Origin of the sequence: Nostoc sp. JL23 (assembly GCF_017115065.1) — a bacterium.
Taxonomy (GTDB): Bacteria; Cyanobacteriota; Cyanobacteriia; order Cyanobacteriales; family Nostocaceae; genus Nostoc; species Nostoc punctiforme_A.
The window spans coordinates 15,707-35,110 of record NZ_JABXKN010000111.1 but is presented as its reverse complement, the minus strand read 5'-3'; the positions used below and the strand labels follow the sequence as shown (position 1 = coordinate 35,110).

The 19,404-nt window shown below is 41.7% G+C and carries 13 protein-coding genes; 4 read left to right on the top strand and 9 right to left on the bottom strand.

Annotated features, from left to right (window positions below; all coding sequences use genetic code 11):
- Positions 1–4: 4 nt before the first annotated feature.
- The 5 genes from glyA to HWQ42_RS22690 form a co-directional block, all read right to left on the bottom strand.
- Complete coding sequence (gene glyA / locus HWQ42_RS22710) at positions 5–1,288, bottom strand: serine hydroxymethyltransferase (protein WP_292816331.1); 1,284 nt, start codon at positions 1,286–1,288, stop codon at positions 5–7.
- 408 nt (positions 1,289–1,696) lie between these two features.
- Positions 1,697–1,948 (bottom strand): hypothetical protein, encoded by a 252-nt coding sequence (locus HWQ42_RS22705; protein ID WP_292816329.1) that lies wholly within the window; start codon positions 1,946–1,948, stop codon positions 1,697–1,699.
- A gap of 2 nt (positions 1,949–1,950) precedes the next feature.
- A complete protein-coding gene (locus tag HWQ42_RS22700) occupies positions 1,951–2,817 on the bottom strand; it encodes a hypothetical protein (protein ID WP_292816327.1) in 867 nt (288 codons plus the stop codon).
- Positions 2,818–2,983: 166 nt separating this feature from the next.
- The gene (locus HWQ42_RS22695) at positions 2,984–3,760 is read right to left on the bottom strand and encodes an RNA polymerase sigma factor SigF (RefSeq protein WP_292729987.1); all 777 of its coding nucleotides are present in this window, start codon (positions 3,758–3,760) and stop codon (positions 2,984–2,986) included.
- Between the two features lie 763 nt (positions 3,761–4,523).
- Positions 4,524–5,360, bottom strand: a complete 837-nt coding sequence (locus HWQ42_RS22690) for a photosystem II manganese-stabilizing polypeptide (protein ID WP_292816325.1) — start codon at positions 5,358–5,360, stop codon at positions 4,524–4,526.
- A 787-nt stretch (positions 5,361–6,147) separates the two neighbouring features.
- Here HWQ42_RS22690 and HWQ42_RS22685 point away from each other — a divergent pair.
- On the top strand, positions 6,148–6,495 hold the full coding sequence (locus HWQ42_RS22685; protein ID WP_292729982.1) for a hypothetical protein: 348 nt from the start codon (positions 6,148–6,150) through the stop codon (positions 6,493–6,495).
- A 110-nt stretch (positions 6,496–6,605) separates the two neighbouring features.
- Here the strand turns inward: HWQ42_RS22685 and HWQ42_RS22680 are convergent, their stop codons facing one another.
- Both HWQ42_RS22680 and HWQ42_RS22675 read right to left on the bottom strand, forming a co-directional pair.
- Positions 6,606–11,654, bottom strand: coding sequence for a hypothetical protein (locus HWQ42_RS22680; RefSeq protein WP_292816323.1), 5,049 nt, complete (start codon positions 11,652–11,654; stop codon positions 6,606–6,608).
- A gap of 89 nt (positions 11,655–11,743) precedes the next feature.
- Positions 11,744–13,075 carry a P-loop NTPase fold protein gene (locus HWQ42_RS22675; RefSeq protein WP_292816322.1) on the bottom strand — a complete coding sequence of 444 codons (1,332 nt, stop codon included), beginning with the start codon at positions 13,073–13,075 and terminating at the stop codon, positions 11,744–11,746.
- Between the two features lie 904 nt (positions 13,076–13,979).
- Here HWQ42_RS22675 and HWQ42_RS22670 point away from each other — a divergent pair.
- The 3 genes from HWQ42_RS22670 (at position 13,980) to ftsZ (ending at position 17,206) form a co-directional block, all read left to right on the top strand.
- Positions 13,980–14,813 (top strand): FtsQ-type POTRA domain-containing protein, encoded by an 834-nt coding sequence (locus HWQ42_RS22670; RefSeq protein ID WP_292816320.1) that lies wholly within the window; start codon positions 13,980–13,982, stop codon positions 14,811–14,813.
- Positions 14,814–15,538: 725 nt separating this feature from the next.
- Entirely contained in the window at positions 15,539–15,826 is a 288-nt protein-coding gene (locus HWQ42_RS22665) for a hypothetical protein (RefSeq protein WP_292729970.1), read from the top strand.
- Between the two features lie 60 nt (positions 15,827–15,886).
- A complete protein-coding gene (ftsZ, locus tag HWQ42_RS22660; RefSeq protein WP_292816318.1) occupies positions 15,887–17,206 on the top strand; it encodes a cell division protein FtsZ in 1,320 nt (439 codons plus the stop codon).
- Between the two features lie 518 nt (positions 17,207–17,724).
- Here the strand turns inward: ftsZ and gshB are convergent.
- The gene (gshB, locus tag HWQ42_RS22655) at positions 17,725–18,699 is read right to left on the bottom strand and encodes a glutathione synthase (RefSeq protein WP_292816316.1); all 975 of its coding nucleotides are present in this window, start codon (positions 18,697–18,699) and stop codon (positions 17,725–17,727) included.
- Positions 18,700–18,939: 240 nt separating this feature from the next.
- Positions 18,940–19,212, bottom strand: coding sequence for a glutaredoxin 3 (grxC, locus tag HWQ42_RS22650; RefSeq protein WP_292816314.1), 273 nt, complete (start codon positions 19,210–19,212; stop codon positions 18,940–18,942).
- Positions 19,213–19,404: the final 192 nt, after the last annotated feature.

Here is a 19,404-nt window from a genome sequence, read left to right as displayed (position 1 = left end):
AATGTCAGGCTAATGCTGGTACAGGAATTTCCAGGTGAGGATATAAGGGGAAGCGATCGCACAATGCCGCTACCCGTTGACGACAATCTTGGGTTACTACGTCGGAATCTGGAGAAAGTAAGCGATCGCTAATAATATTGGCAATCTCAGTAAATTCTACTACTCCTAAGCCCCGTGTGGTCATTGCTGGCGAACCTAACCTCAGACCACTGGTAACAAATGGTGATTGCGGATCAAAGGGAATAGTATTTTTGTTAGCAGTAATATTCACAGTACTGACTAGCTGATCTGCCTGCTTTCCAGTTAGACTTACAGAGCGTAAATCTACCAAGATTAAATGATTATCAGTGCCGTTAGATACTAACTTTAAACCACGATTTTGCAATTGTTCGGCCAAGGCACGAGCATTTTCAATCACTTGGGCAGAATAAGTTTTAAATTCAGGCTTGAGGGCTTCTCCAAAAGCTACTGCTTTACCAGCAATAACGTGTTCTAATGGCCCGCCTTGGCTGCCAGGAAAAACAGATTTATCTAGCTTTTTACCTAGTTCTGCGTCGTTAGTCAAGATTAAACCACCTCTAGGGCCGCGTAGAGTCTTATGGGTAGTTGTTGTTACTACGTGACAGTGAGGAATGGGATCGGGATGAAGACCAGTGGCAACTAAACCAGCAATGTGAGCAATATCGGCAAGTAAGTAAGCGCCGATTTCATCAGCAATACTACGGAACTTTTCAAAGTCAATTACACGGGGATAAGCCGAATAACCACAAATCAAGAGCTTAGGACGCTCCCTCAGCGCCAGCTCGCGAATTTGATCGTAGTCAAGTTGTTCTGTTTCTTGACTGACACCGTAGTGGCTAACTTGGAACCACTTACCTGAGAAATTGACAGGGGAACCGTGGGTAAGATGTCCACCATGAGACAAATCCATTCCCATAATTTTGTCCCCTGGTTCTAGGAGTGATAGGAACACAGCAAAATTGGCTTGTGCGCCAGAATGGGGTTGCACATTCGCATGAGTAGCCCCAAATATCTGTTTAGCGCGATTGATCGCTAGTTGCTCGATTTTGTCGATAAACTCACAACCGCCATAGTAGCGTTTGCCAGGTAAACCCTCAGCATATTTATTTGTCAGTACCGAACCTTGAGCCGCCAGTACAGCAGCAGACGTAAAGTTTTCACTAGCAATCAACTCCAAGTGATCTCGCTGACGCTGTAGTTCGTCGTTGATTAACCCTGCGATCGCCGGATCGCTGGAAGAAAGAAAGTCTGAATTAGTCCTAGTCACTTGAATTATCCTTATGGAAATTTGTACAACGGCTGATTTTGCTTGGACGTAGCACCTAAATATACAGTCAAGGGCAATGGTTTTTGACTGCTGTACAGAGGCAATTAATCATCTCCGTACTCTGGAGGTTTATTTGTGCCAACTTATTTATTATTAGACCCAAGCTCGATTAATGCATTAATTATCATAACGTTGCTTTTTGAAATCCTCACGTTGCTGCGTGTTGTGAGGTCGTTAGACAGTATTCTTTATGAACCTATGTTAAATCATGCTTACTGCGTAGGCGTAGGCCGTCGGAGACATCGCTGCTCTGTGGAATGAACTTCAGAATGATTCGTGAACAACAAGAACCCCGACTTCTTTAATAAATCGGGGTTCTGCGGGTTGCAATTCTCACAAATCAAAAAATCAAATAGGATTCATATAGCGATTTTGATAGTAAGCCAAAATCTGGTTAACTCGTTGCCGATTTTCTAAGCTAGAGTTTGGTGTCCACAAAAGGCTCAAGCCAGCAATTTGACTTTGATTGTAATCAAACTGTTGGGATGACTGGGGAATTAAATCCACTTCCACCCCTTCGACTTGACGTAAATGAGCTGCTATTTCTCTATAAACAGCTAAAGGCAAACCAGCGAATTCAACTTTTTCCTTAGTCTCCATCTTTATGAAGCTCCCACATTAAAGGTATTTTGGGGGGGCGTTGTCACTGAAATAGCATTGCCGCTAGCAGATGCCGCTGACGACGTTGATTTGACAGTCCCTTCCCCTACCATTTTGGCAACTTCAATACCATATTGTTCCAAAATCACGATGGGGTTGTAGCCCTGATTCATTTCAATACGTTTAATCAGTACGCCATTTGCTAATCGCTGTCCCGCCTGTACATACCTACTTGTCGGCTCATCGGGTACTTTGATAATTGCCTGTGGTTCTTTACTAATTAGCACTACACCAGTCACAACCACTGCCATTGCTAACTCAGGCTGTGCTGGCGGTGGCAATACAGAGACTAAAGTGGGGTTAGGGACAACTTGAGGCAAAACTTTAGGCAACACTGAAGTCAAGGTAGGATTGACTTTTTTTGGTAGAGAATTTTTTGGTAGAGAAGAAACGTTGTTTTTCTTTGGATTTAAAGCGATGCTGCGTGTTGGAAGTTTTCGTACTGCTAGTGATGCAGTAGGTAGCTTAGGAACCACGGGAACTGGTCTTCCAGATGTTTTAGACATTCCGGGAACAGTCTGCCCAAAAAGTTGTGCAAAAGGATCGCTTCGATCTTTTGATACCACAAGTTCCCGTGTCCGCTCTGTAGCATTAGTGGATTGAATCAAGTTAACAGATGCAAGATTAACTTGTGATACCTGTTTGGCCGGTATCACTGGATTCTTAAAGGATTGAGCCGCTGGTGGCGACTGTTTTGCTATTTTGGGAATTGGCACAGGATTGATGGCTTGTTGTGTATCTTCAGAAGCACATCCGGCGATCGCCAAAGCTAGAATAGCTGCAATTGTAATTTTTGAAGTTATGCCCATGAGCCTTTCTCAAAAGCCATTGGAAAATTGAAAAGTGGAAATCAACATGCCTAAAATTTGGATAAAAGGCAAAGTATGTTCCCTTTATAACCTAATTTTTTACATTTCAAGGGTTATTTTTAGCACTACACACGCAGTATAACTGCGGTTTGTTATTTGTTTGCAGTCAATCTTCTGCCACACCCATAAGCTCTTTCATCAAATCTAGTCCTTTCTTGACTCGACGGGAAACTGTTACTACACTGATGCCCAGATGTTCTGCAACTTGTTTTTGGGTCAAATCTTGCAAAAACACACATTCCAACACATCGCGGGTGCGTTTTTCTAGCTGAACCAACGCTTGTTGTAAGCGAAGTTGGTCTTCTTGTGCCAGTTGAAAACTGCGATAGTGAGGATCTGGAACCAATTCTCCCAAGCAGGTAGAACCTTCTTCTCCATCTTGGATTGGCACATCAAGACTCAAGGGAGCGCGATTGACCCATGCTAATTTAATTTCTTGCCATTCGTTTGGAGAAATTTCCAGTGCTGCTGCTAATTCCGAGTCAGTTGGTTGACGATTGTGTTTTTCACGCCAAGAACGTGATACTCCTATAGCTTGCTGTTGGAGCGCTAACCATCTCCGAGGAATTCGCACGGTGACACCTTTATCTCGGAGATAGTGTTGAATTTCACCCCGAATATAGGGAAGAGCGTAGGAACTGAAGGCATGTCCCTTGGAAATTTCAAATCTTTCAATAGCTCTGATTAAACCCAAACATCCAACCTGGAGCAAATCATCATAGGTTTCATGACATTGATTTGTCCAATAGTGAGCTTCTTTTCTCACAAGTCCAAAATTGAGTTTTACCAGTTGATTGCGGATATTTTCTGACGGAGATTGCTGATATTCTCGCAACAACTGCCAAATTTCGTGCTTTAGTTCATTGGTGACTGTGGTAGGCATAGCACCGGGTTTATTGAGCAAATAAAGAATCAATTATTAGCTTTTTAAATTCAGCTGCGATCGCACAATATCAAATGAAATATGGCGATATATTTCCTAGCAAATACTATGGTAGATAATAAAGAGTTTCTATCAAAATTCCATAAGCTACTTGACAATCGAGCAAAATTTAAATGGGCGAAATCGTTATTTAGTTGGTTATTTATCTTTGGTATGGCCTGTAGCTTTTTTAGAACCACATAGAAATAAAATATAAAATTAATCACTAAATATCAAACCGAGATTGTACTTAACTTGAATTAATTAATTATGAAGTTAATTTAGATAAACGAAACAATAGTAGTCGAGCTTTTGTTTGATAAGCAAAAGTTGGATTTACAGTAAAATTACGTACTCATTAAACTGAGATTTATCCAATAGTTAAAAATTACTAATATTTTAAAAAATCTTATGTATATTTACGCAAGGCAATAAAAAAAGGGCGTCTCACCCTTTTTTGCACTTAAGTCTATAGTGTTTTAATGAAAGGGAAAAGGTTAAAGGGATGAATCAAGTGATCCATAAGACTGAGGGATAAAAATTTTCCCGATTACCAGAGCTATTTTGACCCCAATTTTACTCAGATTTAACTTTTCGCCATTTTTGTAAAAAATCTATCCACCCTCTTTTTTAAAGAGGGTGGATAGTTTAACTTTTGCGATCAAGTCTGATACTTACAGAATTGTCGTTTTGAGTGCCAGTCAGTTGCCTTACTTTCGAGGATTTAGCCACGAGCCGATTCAACCCGTGCATAAAATAGACCACGAATCTTGACTTCTTTAGGTTCGCCAGCACCTAAATCTGTATCAGATGGCTGTTCGCTCTCGAAAGTGCCAGCAATTTCACCGCTAGAACTGTCTATTTTGGCGATTTGCAGAGAAATCTTGCCATTGAGATTTTCAGCACGCTTGACATTAGTGCGGGTAAGTTCTTCATCATCTGCTTGGGCAGGGAGAGCTACGGCATTATCATAGCCACTGACGACACCACGACCTTTGGGATCTAGGAAGGCAGCACCACGATAGGAAGGAACTTTAAAGCTGCCTTCAAAGTCCGTAGAGGTGTTAATACTGGTCAAGCTGGGTTGGCTTTGAGCAACCAAATTTTTGATAGTGAAGAGGAAAGGTACTCGTTCACCACCAGGAAGTTGCACAGTGATGGCTTGGAAGTCAAGACCATCAGTTTCTGTAAAAGTCAGGCTATTATCTGCGTTGACTTTCAGATTACCTTGCACCTGGTCAATAGTGGAAGTGTATCTGGTCAACAATTTGCCAGCAACAAATTCTGCTTCTTGCCGTTTATTAGCAGGTTCTTCTTTAATGAAGAAGCTAGTTGGTTCCAAGCAAAGTTCTTTGATGGTATAAGACTGGCTAGAATCAATGGGAAGGGAACCACGGCTTGTTTCTGCTAGTTGGGGGCATTTGTTCGCCAAGCCAGTGCCGCGAATTTGATCGTAAGTGAGTACATCTCTACCACTACTGCTAGCAGGAGCATCACTACAAGCGGTTATTAGCCCCAGGCACAAAGCCAAGAATGCAACAATTAAAGCGCGATACCTCATGGTCAACCTCAATCTCAAAAATTAATATCTAAGTTGTAAAACTGCATCGAAGCTTTGATCTCTGATGAGAAGCCGCTACTCTGCGAAAAGCTACCTTTGTTCGGACACGGCTTTGCTCTGATTAAGAGAGTTGAAGCAAGTGTTCGGGTGTCTAGTTATCAGACGCTGCTCAAACTTTTCTCTGCTAAACGTAGTTAAACGTATCGCTCTCTTGAGCTTGGGGTGTAAATTCCAGACTAAGTAGCACACTGCATCCATTTTGGATGTGTGTCACTAGGGGAGCAAAAAACCAGCAGTTTTACTGTTGGTGGCATTTGTTTAGAGTTGGGCGAGTGTATGAGTAAGCCTCACACAGAGAAGCATAAATGCTTGTGCCTTGAAAAATGCGAACAGTGGTGTCTGCTTCGCACTTTGCTTTTGCTTATCGCAAAAGCGGCGTCGCCCAAGTCTTTTTGTATCATGTATGTGACGCCACTACATACAGCCCATTGTTAGATGGGTAAATCAGCCAGATCATACGATTTTTTTTAACTCAAAATCAAAGTTCTCAAAATCCAAGAAAGTCTCGTACCGATCGCATCTAGCTTCTGTAAAGCCTATGCTAAAGGTTACTACGCTCTTTTTGGAGCGATCGCAATTGCTTTTGATAAAGATACAAATCTAGTTATATTCACCTCTAACTAGGGCAAGTGAGGAGATGCGATAACAGGGAGACAACTGACAAACTAGGGAAAATTAAAAATCTCCGGTAAATTTGAGTTGACCTCATTTATACGGAAAAGGTGGCATGAAGGATCACAAAAATATTGAATCAGAGAAGTTGTCTGGTAAACTGCAAGCGATCGCAACTGTAGTGTATGATGCCGCTACAGCTTGTGAAGGCGATACTGTAGCTCTTTTGGCTTTGCTGCGGCAATTAGAGCAGTTACACCGAGAGATCCGGGATGGGGTTTTTCAAGAGAGTTTGCCTGTTAACCGTCGCCAACTTTACTCACTGCTGAAAGATATTGAGTCTGAGGGAGGCTGGCCCTATATTGAGCGTATGAGGCTACAAGCCTTTTTAGCGAATTTGCCACAAGAGGCTCCCGAAGAAAATAGCCATGAACTTTTGGAGAGCGATCGCTCCTTTGGCTGATTAGCTCGAAATTTATTTCTAGCTCTGAATTAATAACTCTGGTCGCCTCATCAACCGCTAAACCAAGAGCGGTTGCTCATTGAGGCTTCAACCTAATTTATAATTCTTAATTAAAAAGGATTTGTACGGGTTATCCCATCACAAAGAAGGCGATCGCGCTCCTCAAGATTGTGGTTGTGCTTAAGGTAATCACCCACCCAATTGCAACCACGAACAAGCAGATCATCAAGATGTAAATTCCACAGAATTATCGTGTTGTCATCACTAGCTGATGCTAGTGTTTGACCATCTGGGCTAAAACTCACACTTAATACCGGAGCGCGATGCCCATTGAGACTTTTAATTAATTTACCATCACGGCTCCAGAGTTTCACTGTACTGTCCCAACTGGCGGCGGCTAGTAATTCACCATTTGGGCTGAAAGTCACGGCATTGACGCTATCACTGTACCCTTTTAATAAAGTTTTTAATAACGTCCCATCCCGTCGCCACAGTTTCACGGTGTTATCCCAGCTAGCAGAAGCCAGCAATTCGTCAGTAGGACTAAAGCTGACACCCAATACCCAGCTATCATGAGGCGAGAAAGTTTTGAGCAAAGTACCATCCCGCCGCCAAAGTTTCACTGTTTGATCGTCACTGGCAGAGGCTAAAACATGACCATCAGGGCTGAAATTGACGCTATTCACCCAACCCTGATGTCCCACTAAGGTTTTGAGCAACTTGCCCTCACGGTTCCAAAGTTTCACTGTTTTATCTTTGCTAGCTGATGCTAAAAACTGACCATCAGGGCTGAAATTGACGCTCATGACACTATCGCTATGTCCGTGGAGAGTCATGATTAAAGTACCGTCAAGCTGCCAAAGTTTCACTGTTTTGTCATAACTTCCTGAAGCCAACATTTCACCTTTTGGGTCAAAACTGACACTAGGAACTTTATTTGTGTGTCCCACCAAAGTTTTGTAAAGTCGGGTTTTGACCTCGCCATTACTGGTATACCGTTGCCAAAGTTTAACAGTGCGATCGCTACTACCAGAAGCTAGCATCTGACCATCGGGACTCCAAGCAACGCTCAAAACTCGATCCCGATGCCCTTGAAGAATAGACGGTCTTGGAGCATCTAAACTCCATAGTTTCACGCTTTTGTCGAAACTTCCTGAAGCTAGCAATTTGTTTTTTGGACTAAAAGCGATGCTAACGACAGCATCACTGTGTCCTTTGAAGGTTTTGAGTAAATTACCAGTGATACTCCAGAGGTTTATGGTATTGTCTTCGCCTGCGGAAGCAAACTTTTTACTATCCGAACTAAAGCTCAAACTCCACACCGTACCGTTATGCTGCCGTAAAGTTTTGTAAGGAAAAAAGTCAAAACCGTCTTTAGTGTTACTACTCTCCCGCCGCCAAAGTTTCACTGTCTTATCTCGACCTGCTGATGCTAGGAATTTACTGTCTGGGCTAAAAATAGACACAATCACGCCTTGTTTATGTCCCTGCAAAGTTGTAACAAGGCTACCGTCCCGCCGCCAGATTTTCACTGTTTTGTCGTCGCTAGCTGAGGCGATAAATTGACCATCAGGACTGAAGTTTACCCAGTTAACCCACCCCCGATGTCCTCTCAGTATTTTTACTAAGCTACCGTCTTTGCGCCAGAGTTTTACGGTTTTATCCTTACTACCAGTAGCTAACAACTCGCCATCAGGACTAAAGTTAACGCTGTAAACCCAATCTTTATGTCCTTTGAGAGTTCTATATGAGTTGGGGTCAAATTCACCTGTAACCGAGCTTTTGTGCCAGATTTTCACTGTTTTGTCGAGGCTGGCAGAGGCTAGGGTTTGACCATCTGGGCTGAAACTTACACAGGTAACAGCATCAGTGTGACCTTTGAGGGTTTGGAGTAAAGTACCGTCAGGATGCCAAAGTTTTACCGTCTGATCTCGGCTACCTGATGCTATCAACTGACCATCTGGGCTGAAAGTTACTCCCCAGACAATATCAGTGTGCCCTTCCAAACGGTTAACCTCCGTTACCCCATAAACTGCCTGTTGCAAGGCTGTTACCACCCGCATTCGGGTATCTGGTTCAACTCCATCTGCTTGTTTAAGTCCTCTCCAAGCCCGCAAACTTTCCAATAGGGCATCAAATTCTTTATTAGATGCAAACAGAGCTTCGCTAGCAGCAGTGATGACACCAATATTCAAGTTGGTTTCACTGCGTTCAGCTCGTAGAGTTTGGCGGACTGCTGCTCTTTTTTGTAAGTCGGCTTGCCACCATAACGCTGCTATTGTTCCCCCCATAATTGCTAGGATTGCACCTGCTATCCGTGCTTCCCGCAGTCGTCGTTGCAATACCAAATTTAGTTGCTTTTGACTAAGTTGTTGGGCTGCTTCCGCTCTAGTTTTTTCAAGTTTGATTTTTTCTAATTCGGCGAGCATACCATAGTTGTTCTTTTGACGAATTGGTTCAACTAAATAATCGTGAACCAACTGGTAGCGATCGCCTAACTCTTCTCTGACTCGCAATACCAAGCCTGAACCCACCAATATTTCTAAGATCAGTTCTCCAACTTTGTCAAAGCTTGATATCGTATCTATATCATAATTATTCACTAATGCAGCCGCTAAATCAGCTTTAGTTTTTAAAGGTCGCGTCCCCTTTTCATCTGTTAACTCAAATAATAATTTCCAACTTAACTCTTCGTTCTCCTGACCGCAGTCTTTGATAACTTCCCCCAACCAGCGTTCCACCAATTTGGCCGAGCCACCACAAAGCTTATATTCTGCCAGGGTCGTAATGTTTTCTATTTGTAGTTGAGCGCCGACTATTTGTAATTCAATTGGATGTACTTCATCTAGTTCTCCTGTCAAATCCTGAACTAATCGGTTAATTAATTCCTCACTTAGTTCATAATGTGAACGTTGAGTAAGACTGTGAATTATGGCTTTGGCATCTCGGCTAGAGAATTTCCCTAAATAGTAGCGAATGTCCTTATCAAGAATATTTTTATTAATTACTCCTAAATCATATAAGCCAGTACTATTTTTTTGGCTCAAACGTTCAAACTCTAATAAATGATGTAAATAATCTTCTCGTAATGAGAGAATAATTTTTACATAAGAAATATTTAAGCATTCACTAAAAAATTTATAAAATTCTATTCTTTGTGTAGGAGGATTACTAACAAAGAAAAATTCTTCAAACTGGTCTAATATGATAACTATTGTATAATTGCGCTCACATGCTAGGCGAATTCTTTCTAGTATTATGGTGGGTGTAGAGTCAATATTAACCGATATTCCTGTGTATGCTAGTGCTTGGTTAATACTGTTGCTCAAGATTGTTATCCAATCAGTATAAACAGACAAAACAATCGGTATAGGAATGCGTTCACCGATAACTTTTCCCTTGAGTGCTGGGACTAAACCAGCTTTGAGAATTGAACTTTTACCGACACCTGATGGTCCATAAATAACTGTGAGTTTGTAGTCAGCACGGGCAATTCTTTCAATTAAGCGATTGACATCTTGTTGCCGTCCAGAAGCAGATATTTCTTGAGCAATTTCTTCAGGAATAAACGGTATTTTGTGAGGTTCTAGTACTGGGTTAATTCTGGGGCGTTGTGGCTGTAATTGACTTGCTCCGATAAAGGCACGAAAGCCATACTGATGTTCTATTTTAATTTTTTCTTGCTTCAGCTTAAAGGCTTCTGTATAGTTATGACATTCAAAAAAGTAAAGCGATCGCAGTTCCTCTAAAATCTCTAAGTAAAGTAATGGCTGATGTTGTAGCTCACAAACTACCCTCGCCCATTCCAAGTTATTGATAGCTTCCTCGCACTCACCCAAATGCCGTTGTGTGCGTGCTAGCAAGAGAAGATACCAACTTTCTTGTTGTCGTCTTCGCAAAGCGTCTCGCAGAGAAACCTGTGTTACTTCTTCGGAGATAGAAAGTGCTGTATTTGCTAATTCATGAGCCAGTACCCAATTCGATTCTGAAGCTGCCACATTTGCCAAAAAACCATAATTTTGAGCAACTTGTGCGGGAGTTCCATAAGTTTTATGTAGATGTAATGACTTTTGAGCTAATTCTTTTAAGTCATCCCAGGCTTGTAAGCGTTGCAGCATTTCACAAGCAGGCAAAATGAATTTAGCAACTAAGTCTTCTCTTTGTACCTCCTCCAATAGCTCCAAGCATTGTTTAAACCACGACAGAGCATGTTCGCAATAGCTACTAGTATTTTGGTATAAGTCAGCCATTCGGTGATAACAAAGCCCCAGGTGGAATAGTACTATTGCTTGCTTGAGTAAAGATGAGGAGGGTATAGGTTGAGGACATGAGAGAGGCAAAGAAGAATTACTCTCCCACTCTGCTACTCTCCTCGCTTCCTGCTGCCATAATGCTAGGCTTCTTTGATAATTGGCTAAAGCACCATTAATTTGATCGTTGGCGTATTTATCTCGCCCCAATACAAACTCTAAACTAGCTTCTAATCCTGGTGTTAATTTAACGCCATACAGGCGTAGTAAATCATTACGGGCTGATTCTATTTCGTGGCGGTGTTGCGACTTAGGATCTAAATCTAGGAAGGCATTAGATAAAAACGTTTCAGCACCTGCTTCTAAAACTTTGGCAAATAGAGATTCTTCCTCTTGAGAGATCAAAGCAATTAAATCTGCTTTGGCCATTTCAAATTTAATCGTGGTTGCAGCCCAGCTTTTGAAATCAGGTGCTAATTTTGAAAGCAATGATGCTACTTCATCCTGTAGCCACAACACCACTGGAAATGGAAAAGTGGCAGCATAGATATCTCGTGCTTGGTTGATACCTGTAAGTAAGTTTTCCAGGTCGGTAGTTGACTCAATACCGAAAATCATTACAGCAGACGGTAAAGTGTCTGTAAGGACGGCAGGATTGTCTAAAGATAGTTCTGAGATTATTGTACTGTGTAAAGAAGTAGTCGATGGATTGAGAACGATTTCTCTGATATTAATTTCTTTAGCGATCGAGCGAATATTCTCTAACATTTGCTCACGTAATCGCCCATAGTTGCATCGAACCAAAATCAGAGCAAATTGACCTTCGGAAAGTGCGACCGCTCTAATCAATCTTTGCAAAGTATGTTGATTTTCTTTGGTGTAGACGCGTAGCTGTTTGTCATTAGTCATTGGATATGGGGCTGGACATTAGGTATTGGATATAGGGCATTGGTCATTTGTTAGTGAACTAATGACCAATGACAAATGACAATTGACTGTTACTTGTTTTGTTGCCAAGCTAAAACTTTTTCCGTTTCAGCCAAGGCTGGACTTATGCCAAACCAGCGCCCCGTAGGATCGCGATATTCAAACAGATACATGCTTCTTAGTAAGCTCTGATAGTCAGACTCACCTTTAACTCTCTGCTGCTGTACTACTTCAAACAATAATTCCCACTGGGACTCATCAATAGCTAATAGCAGATCGTCGCGGTAGTCCTTAATCACGGCTTCTAAGCAATCTCTAGAAAAAGGCGGATCTTGTCGTTGCAGGCAGCTATAAAGTAAGCCCAATAAGTTACGAATGTGACCACCACTAACGCGGCATAGACGATCCAAGGTTTGGGAGTGATCGAATAATTCTGTAATTAATAAAAGTCTGCTATTCAAAGGAACTTCTGGAAAAGCTCTAGCTAGAACTAACTGGCGTACTAGTGACATTCCTGGTTCGTAGTCACTGCCATCTCTTTGCCGGACTAATACCATCGGCAGTACTTTTGGTGCAATCCCTCCCCCCAGACGATTTTTCAGTGTCTCATACTCATTGGAGAAAATTAACGTTAAGGGAATTGTGTAAACTAGGTGGCATTTAAGTCGCCGTAACTGTTCGCCTCGGTCAATGAAGAGATATTCTGGTTGCGATCGCCCGGATGCTAAGGGACGCATATCCACTCGATCCAAATTATCTACAATCACTACCAGTCCTTTTTGACCCCTGAGCTTTAGCTGTTCAACAGCCTTTTCTAAAATCTCTTCGTTAATCGCTTGCAAAATACTATTGGTTCGCGGTTCCAGATATTGTCTTAGTTGATTCCGCATCTGGGTGCTATCTTTGGTTTTGGCGGTAATTTTGGCAATACCCAAGGACAACTCTGCTTGTCCAGAAAGCTCTATGGGGCTTTGCAAAAAATCGCCTACTTCTTTAAACAAATTAGTAAAGTAACCAGGTTTGAGTTTGATGCTAATACTTTCTAAACTGGCACTGACTTGACGGGCTACACTCAGCAAAATATCGCTGATATCAATATCCGCCATATCTAAGTCTTGACTAGACTCAAAATAAACCACATGAAATCCTGCCAATTCTAGTTCTGTCTTAAGGCGCTGCAATTCCGTTGACTTACCGCAGCCGATATGACCCGTAAATAACTGACAGGTTGGCTCATCAGGAGAAATCCGAATGATAGTTCGTTGCAATTCTTCGACAATCTTGCAACCACGTACATCAGCAAAATCTATGTAATACTGCCGATCTAGTACGTTACTTATATTTAGCGTGTAGCTAGGGTTACATGCTTTATAAAAACGTGACAAATTTAATGTCGTTTTCATGTATGTAGAGGTTTATGTAGATGCAGCTTAGTTTGGATTTTTTATACAATAAATCCCTATCTAGGATGTAGATACAGGATTGACTCACAAGGTAGTAGTGTCTTGCAAAAGACAGCGCTTGTTGCCAGATTACTGTCAGTAGTATGGTAGAGATTTAATTGACCCTAATAGTGAATGGCACTAAGATAATGCAAACCCATTATCTACAAAGCTTTGGGGTGTGGGGTGTAGGGTGTGGGGTATAGTGACGTTCGCGCCAGCGTTATGTAGCAAAGAAATTTGTTTATGTTCGCCCTTATTTTTACTTTTCTTGATTTTTTTCGAACCTACACCCTACCCTCTATACCCATACCTGGCAAGGATTTCATCTTTTATTGGTACCGTTCGACCTGTCAGGTCTTAAGCATATTTGTCCTTTTTACACCTGTCATTGAGGTTTTGACAATCTCTTCCTTCTGTTCGACCTGCCACAAAATTATATGGCTGAGGAATTAAGTAAAAAAAGCTACAAATTTTCATGGTTCTCAGTTTAGATAGCTGATGGGTGTGACTAGTATGAATTATAGCAAGGTATACAGAGATCCAGGAATACTTGTGTATCATTTCACATTCTATTTGTCAAGAAAGCAAAATCCTACACATCTCAATTAATATTTTGTAATCTTTAAGGAAAAATCTTCAAAAATAACTTGTCAAAAAGACTACAGTCAGTTAAAAATGGACACCGGAAACTTTAATAGGACTAATTACTAGCGCCATAATCATTGTGCAGTTACTGTAAAGTGTTACTAAAAATAAAAAAAGTCTTGAGGAGAGCGGCTAAAAGATGCCAACAGTGTTTACTGAAATTAATAATGATACGAGCTTGTCAAGGAATTTAGATTGCAATCAAAAAGGGGTGTGAATGGCTGGCATAATATCAGTTTCCCGCACGCATATAGCCCAGCGTCGTCAGAAATTGCGTCGGCAGCGGCAGATGAGAATTATTCAAGCTATTTGGCGAACCTTTGCCATTACTGGTTTGGCAGGTGGATTGTTCTGGGTGGCAGTCCAACCGGTGTGGATGCTAAAGGCTCCCAAACAAATAGTGATGAAATCAGGGAATAAATTGCTGTCGGATCAAACAACTCAGTCATTGTTGGTGCTGTCTTACCCTCAGTCTTTGTGGCGGATTGAACCGTCAGCGATCGCTAACTCTTTGAAGAAACAACCAACTATTGCTCAAGCGATCGTCAGACGGCGCCTGTTTCCTCCTGGATTAATCATTGAAATCCAAGAACGAGTACCTGTAGCAGTAACTCAAACACGTAGTAACAAAAAAGTAACTATCGGTTTGCTAGATGCAAGTGGGGCCTGGATGCCTTTAGAAAAATACACATCACTGAATCCCACTAGGAAACTACCCAATCTCAGAGTAATTGGTTCGCCAAATCAATACTGCCTCTACTGGCCTCAAATTCATGAAGCTGTCAGCCAAAGTCTCGTGAAAGTCATGGAAATTGATTGCCAAAATCCAACAAATTTAATTTTGAAAACAGAACTAGGAAATGTGCATCTCGGTGTTCCAGGCCCCCAGTTGTCTGAACAAATTAAGGTACTCGCCCAAATGCGCCATTTAGCAACAAAATTCAATTCCGGTCAAATAGAGTATATTGATCTGAAAAATCCCGAATCTCCATTAGTACAAATGAACCAAAAAGACCAAAACTTAACTCCCAAAATCCCTAAAAACATTTAGTATGTTTATTATTTTGATAGCTCTTAGTAAATTAAGAAGCTTTATGCTGATAAATATATTTATTATTTTCAGTTTTCCAGCAAATCGCCCGAAAATCGGCATTAACTTCTAATTAAAATGAGAAGATCAATCATAAAATCTCCATTGGGAGTAACAGACCCTCAATTGTTACCCTAACATCTAATAGTAGGGTGCAAGATGTCAGACAATCTAATGATGGTCTATGGCGTGTAAAACGCCTTGTGTCCATATATTCTTTGACTAAACCCAGTACAAAAAAGAGAAAGTTGCTTGAGCTTTTCATTCAGATTCAGACTCGTGAGCAGAGGGTACTGATGAGAACGGTTTACGCCGCCATCCCAGTGCAGAGGCAAAAGGCTCTGACTTTGGTTTGTGTGAGGACACTTCCAAAGACAGTTTACCGAAGTTTCAATCTGTAACGATACCGCCCAAAGTTGCGTAAGCATTGTTTCTGGGCAATAAGTTTGGACTAATCTGTGCCGTAATTCCTATTAGGTGACGAACTTCTTAGGAAATCTTGATTTGTTGACCGCACTAGTGAGTGTTCTTGTAGGATAGACTATTGCTCCAATAAAGTGTCCATTGAGACCACCCAAACAACAAATTAATCAGCTATAGTCTGACAAGTAAATTCTTGCTTAGTTTAACCTTAAGAATAAGTAAGTAGAAGGTAAATTTTGTGTCTAAAGTTGCAATCATCCCCAATGGTGAAATCTATTAACAATATTATTATTGAGGCAGAGAAGATACGCTGTAGTGTGTCTTTACAAGTTATACCCTCTGCTGAGAATAATGAAGAGATTAATGTCTGGTTGAAGTTATACAGGTCAGTTTTAGATAAATATAGGTATACTTCTCTAGAATTGGCTGTGCGATCGGCTGTGTTAAAAGCTTATCCCATAGCAAATTTTCGCACTGCCAATTCTGTTAGGCTTGGCAGTAGTGAAAACAATAAAGAACAACGCCACAGTATTGTGGCATTGTCAAACTAAAGTTGACTATTAGGTGAATAACACCTGAAAAAGTCGTTTATCTACCCTTTCACAAATCCAATGACACTTGATAATAACCAAGGACTTAACTATAAAAATTCCCAATCTACGGGACAGCCAGGGTTCTCTCTGGCAGTTAACTCGACCAATCCCTTTAATAACAACTCTGGGCTGAACTTCGGGCAAAATCACGATAATAAGAAAATTTCTCCGGAAAATAGCCGAATTGGCGAGATTGTTCCTGGTCGGGTCGCCAACATCAAAGTGATTGGTGTCGGTGGTGGCGGTGGCAATGCTGTTAACCGCATGATCGAGTCTGATGTATCTGGGGTAGAGTTTTGGTCAATTAACACTGATGCCCAAGCTCTTACCTTAGCTGGCGCTCCAAGTCGATTACAAATTGGGCAGAAGCTAACACGGGGTTTAGGAGCAGGTGGTAATCCTGCTATCGGTCAAAAGGCAGCTGAGGAATCACGGGACGAAATTGCTACGGCTTTAGAGGGTGCAGATTTAGTATTTATCACTGCTGGTATGGGGGGTGGTACTGGGACAGGTGCAGCACCAATCGTGGCAGAAGTGGCCAAAGAAATGGGCGCTCTAACTGTTGGTGTAGTCACACGTCCATTTGTTTTTGAGGGACGCCGCCGCACCAGTCAAGCGGAACAAGGTATTGAAGGACTAAAAAGTAGAGTAGATACACTGATCATTATCCCCAACAACAAACTGCTGGAAGTGATCCCCGAACAAACACCTGTGCAAGAAGCTTTTCGCTATGCAGATGATGTGTTGCGTCAAGGGGTGCAAGGTATTTCTGATATCATCACGATCCCCGGTTTGGTAAACGTTGACTTTGCTGATGTTCGAGCTGTGATGGCAGATGCAGGTTCGGCTTTGATGGGAATAGGCGTTAGCTCTGGAAAATCCAGAGCTAGAGAAGCTGCGATCGCGGCTATTTCTTCACCATTACTAGAGTGTTCTATTGAAGGCGCTAGAGGAGTTGTATTTAATATTACAGGTGGTACTGACCTGACTTTGCATGAAGTAAATGCAGCCGCAGAAGCAATTTATGAGGTAGTCGATCCCAACGCCAATATTATTTTTGGGGCTGTAATTGATGACAGGCTCCAAGGTGAGGTAAGAATTACTGTAATTGCCACCGGATTTACAGGTGAAGTGCAAGCTGCGGTACAACAAAGCGTGGCTAACGTTCGAGTAGCACCTAATACTTCAAAGCGTCCAACAACACAGCAACCCACTGTTAATCCCTCAACCTCGACTCCAAGTTCAGCTCCAACTCCAACTCCAATTCCAGAACCAAAAGAAAAACCTGGATTAGATATACCTGATTTTCTGAGAAACCGACGTACACCAAGGAATTAAAAGATTTTAAATTTGGGATTTTAGATTAACTTAGCAGTCTCAGGTCAGACTAAACGCTGTATAAAATCTGCTACTTCCAGCCGGGTTTTACCAAGGGCAGGAATAAGCAATCTTTTGCCATACCAATTTTGCCAATTGGTAAAAAAACTTGTCAACGCTACTTTATAGAATTAATTTGGGCAGGAGTCTACTGGCTTGCATGTCCAGCTATGCTTTCAGAACAAAACAATAGGAATGCCTGCCCAACTATGGATGCATCACCGATAGCACAGTGTTAGCGAGTCTTCTCCCAAAGGGAGACGCTACGCGAACGCTTAGAGCGAGTCATCGAGCGTCACTAGCGTCACAGCCAATCATAGAAATGAATGCATCTACCCCTCGCGATCCACTAAACTTATATTCCGTATAAGTAAATATATTTACTTAAAACAAGTAGCTTAGGGAACGAGCCTACGCAAGTGTGCAAAAGAAGTCTGTTTGCTGGAGAATAGGACATCAAACAAAAAAATAAATGTAAATTATTTTTGAATTTTTAGTGTCTGTTCAATCCATTGAATAACCTGATGACCAAGGCGAGTACCATCTAGGCGGTCAATCTCACGAATGCCGGTAGGACTAGTGACGTTAACTTCAGTTAGGTAGCCACCGATAACGTCAATACCCACAAAAATTAAGCCGTCTTGGCGTAAGCGTTCGGCTAGTTGGGTACAAATTTCATACTCTCTTGGGGTAATTTCGGTTTGAGCGACTGTACCACCAGTTGCCATATTATTGCGAAAATCAGTTCCACTAGAGAGGCGATTGAGGGCACCAATTGGTTCACCATTGAGCAAGATGATTCGTTTATCTCCTTCTTTTGCCTCCGGTAAATAGGTTTGTACCATTACTGGCACTTTACCTTGGAGAGTACTGAGTTCAACAATAGAGTTAAAATTGCGATCGCCTGATTGCAAAAACAAAATTCCTTCGCCAGCTTTATTACCCAGTGGTTTGAGAACCCCAGCCCCCTTTGCTTCCACAAATTGCCGGATAAATTGCTTATCAGCACTGACAATCGTTTCTGGAATCGCTTTAGTAAACTGGAGGGCGTACATTTTTTCATTTGCCCCTCGGATGCCACTGGGACTGTTAATCACCAGGGTTTTATTTTGGTCAATGTAATCGAGAATGTAGGTAGCATATAGGTAGGAATCATTGACAGGTGGATCTGTCCGCATAAATACGGCGTCCATTGTCTCTAAAGAAGTTAAGAAGGAATCGCTCAACTTATACCAAGAATTTACTGCTACCCAGCGTCCCTCCATCAACTGCACTGGTACAAGTTCGACTCGCTGTAGGACAGCCCAAGCTTTGCCCTCCACCACACTCAGCAGATTTGCCTGAGTCACCCAAACTTCATGTCCCAGAATTTGAGCTGCTTCGATTAGGGCAACACTGGTATCATGACACGGGTCAAGTAGATGGATGGAATCAATGATAAAAGCCAGTTTCACCCTTTATACCTCAATCACCAAGAAATTAAATGGTTATTCAATTATTATCCCTTGACGATCTTAGCAATTGACGTACATCTGTACTGCTGAGTAGAACTGGAGGGTAAAGTCTTGTGGACAGTTATCGGTTTTGTGGGAAAAAGCCCCTAGACAAGAGCTAGCGCTTTGGTTTTCTAGAGTTGTGGCGACTACCGTGTAATTTGCAGTGGCTTGTCGCTGCTAGCGCAATACCTTCTGAACCTATAAGCTATTGCTAGAAGTTAGTAACTCATCCAGCTTGCCTTGACTGTCTAAAGCGTGGATATCATCACAACCACCTACATGGTCGTCGTTGATGAAAATTTGCGGTAAAGAGCGCCGTCCATTTGCCCTTTGAGCCATTTTATTTCTGGCTGCTTCATCTCCATCAATACTGTATTCGATAAATTCAACACCCTTGTTTTTCAACAAACTTTTGGCACGGATACAAAACGGGCAAGTCCTCCAAGTGTAAATTTCTACCTTTGCAGCCATAATATCCTCAAATTCATTTAATACTTCTTAATTTTATAACTTTGCCACTGGCTGTAGTGGCTCTATCCTGTTTTAATCTAAGCCCACATCCATTATTTAATAGTATTAAATAATGGATAGCAATTAAGTGAATATACTATTAAGTCATAGTAGAGAGTTTGTCATTTCTGGACAAATTAAAAAATAGCGGAG

Excerpts from the sequence above, each read along its gene's own strand:
- HWQ42_RS22675 (WP_292816322.1), bottom strand. The coding sequence starts at position 13,075 with ATGAAAACGACATTAAATTTGTCACGTTTTTATAAAGCATGTAACCCT.
- HWQ42_RS22705 (WP_292816329.1), bottom strand. The coding sequence starts at position 1,948 with ATGGAGACTAAGGAAAAAGTTGAATTCGCTGGTTTGCCTTTAGCTGTT.
- HWQ42_RS22690 (WP_292816325.1), bottom strand. The coding sequence starts at position 5,360 with ATGAGGTATCGCGCTTTAATTGTTGCATTCTTGGCTTTGTGCCTGGGG.
- HWQ42_RS22700 (WP_292816327.1), bottom strand. The coding sequence starts at position 2,817 with ATGGGCATAACTTCAAAAATTACAATTGCAGCTATTCTAGCTTTGGCG.
- HWQ42_RS22670 (WP_292816320.1), top strand. The coding sequence starts at position 13,980 with ATGGCTGGCATAATATCAGTTTCCCGCACGCATATAGCCCAGCGTCGT.
- HWQ42_RS22680 (WP_292816323.1), bottom strand. The coding sequence starts at position 11,654 with ATGACTAATGACAAACAGCTACGCGTCTACACCAAAGAAAATCAACAT.
- ftsZ (WP_292816318.1), top strand. The coding sequence starts at position 15,887 with ATGACACTTGATAATAACCAAGGACTTAACTATAAAAATTCCCAATCT.
- HWQ42_RS22685 (WP_292729982.1), top strand. The coding sequence starts at position 6,148 with ATGAAGGATCACAAAAATATTGAATCAGAGAAGTTGTCTGGTAAACTG.
- grxC (WP_292816314.1), bottom strand. The coding sequence starts at position 19,212 with ATGGCTGCAAAGGTAGAAATTTACACTTGGAGGACTTGCCCGTTTTGT.
- HWQ42_RS22695 (WP_292729987.1), bottom strand. The coding sequence starts at position 3,760 with ATGCCTACCACAGTCACCAATGAACTAAAGCACGAAATTTGGCAGTTG.
- HWQ42_RS22665 (WP_292729970.1), top strand. The coding sequence starts at position 15,539 with ATGGTGAAATCTATTAACAATATTATTATTGAGGCAGAGAAGATACGC.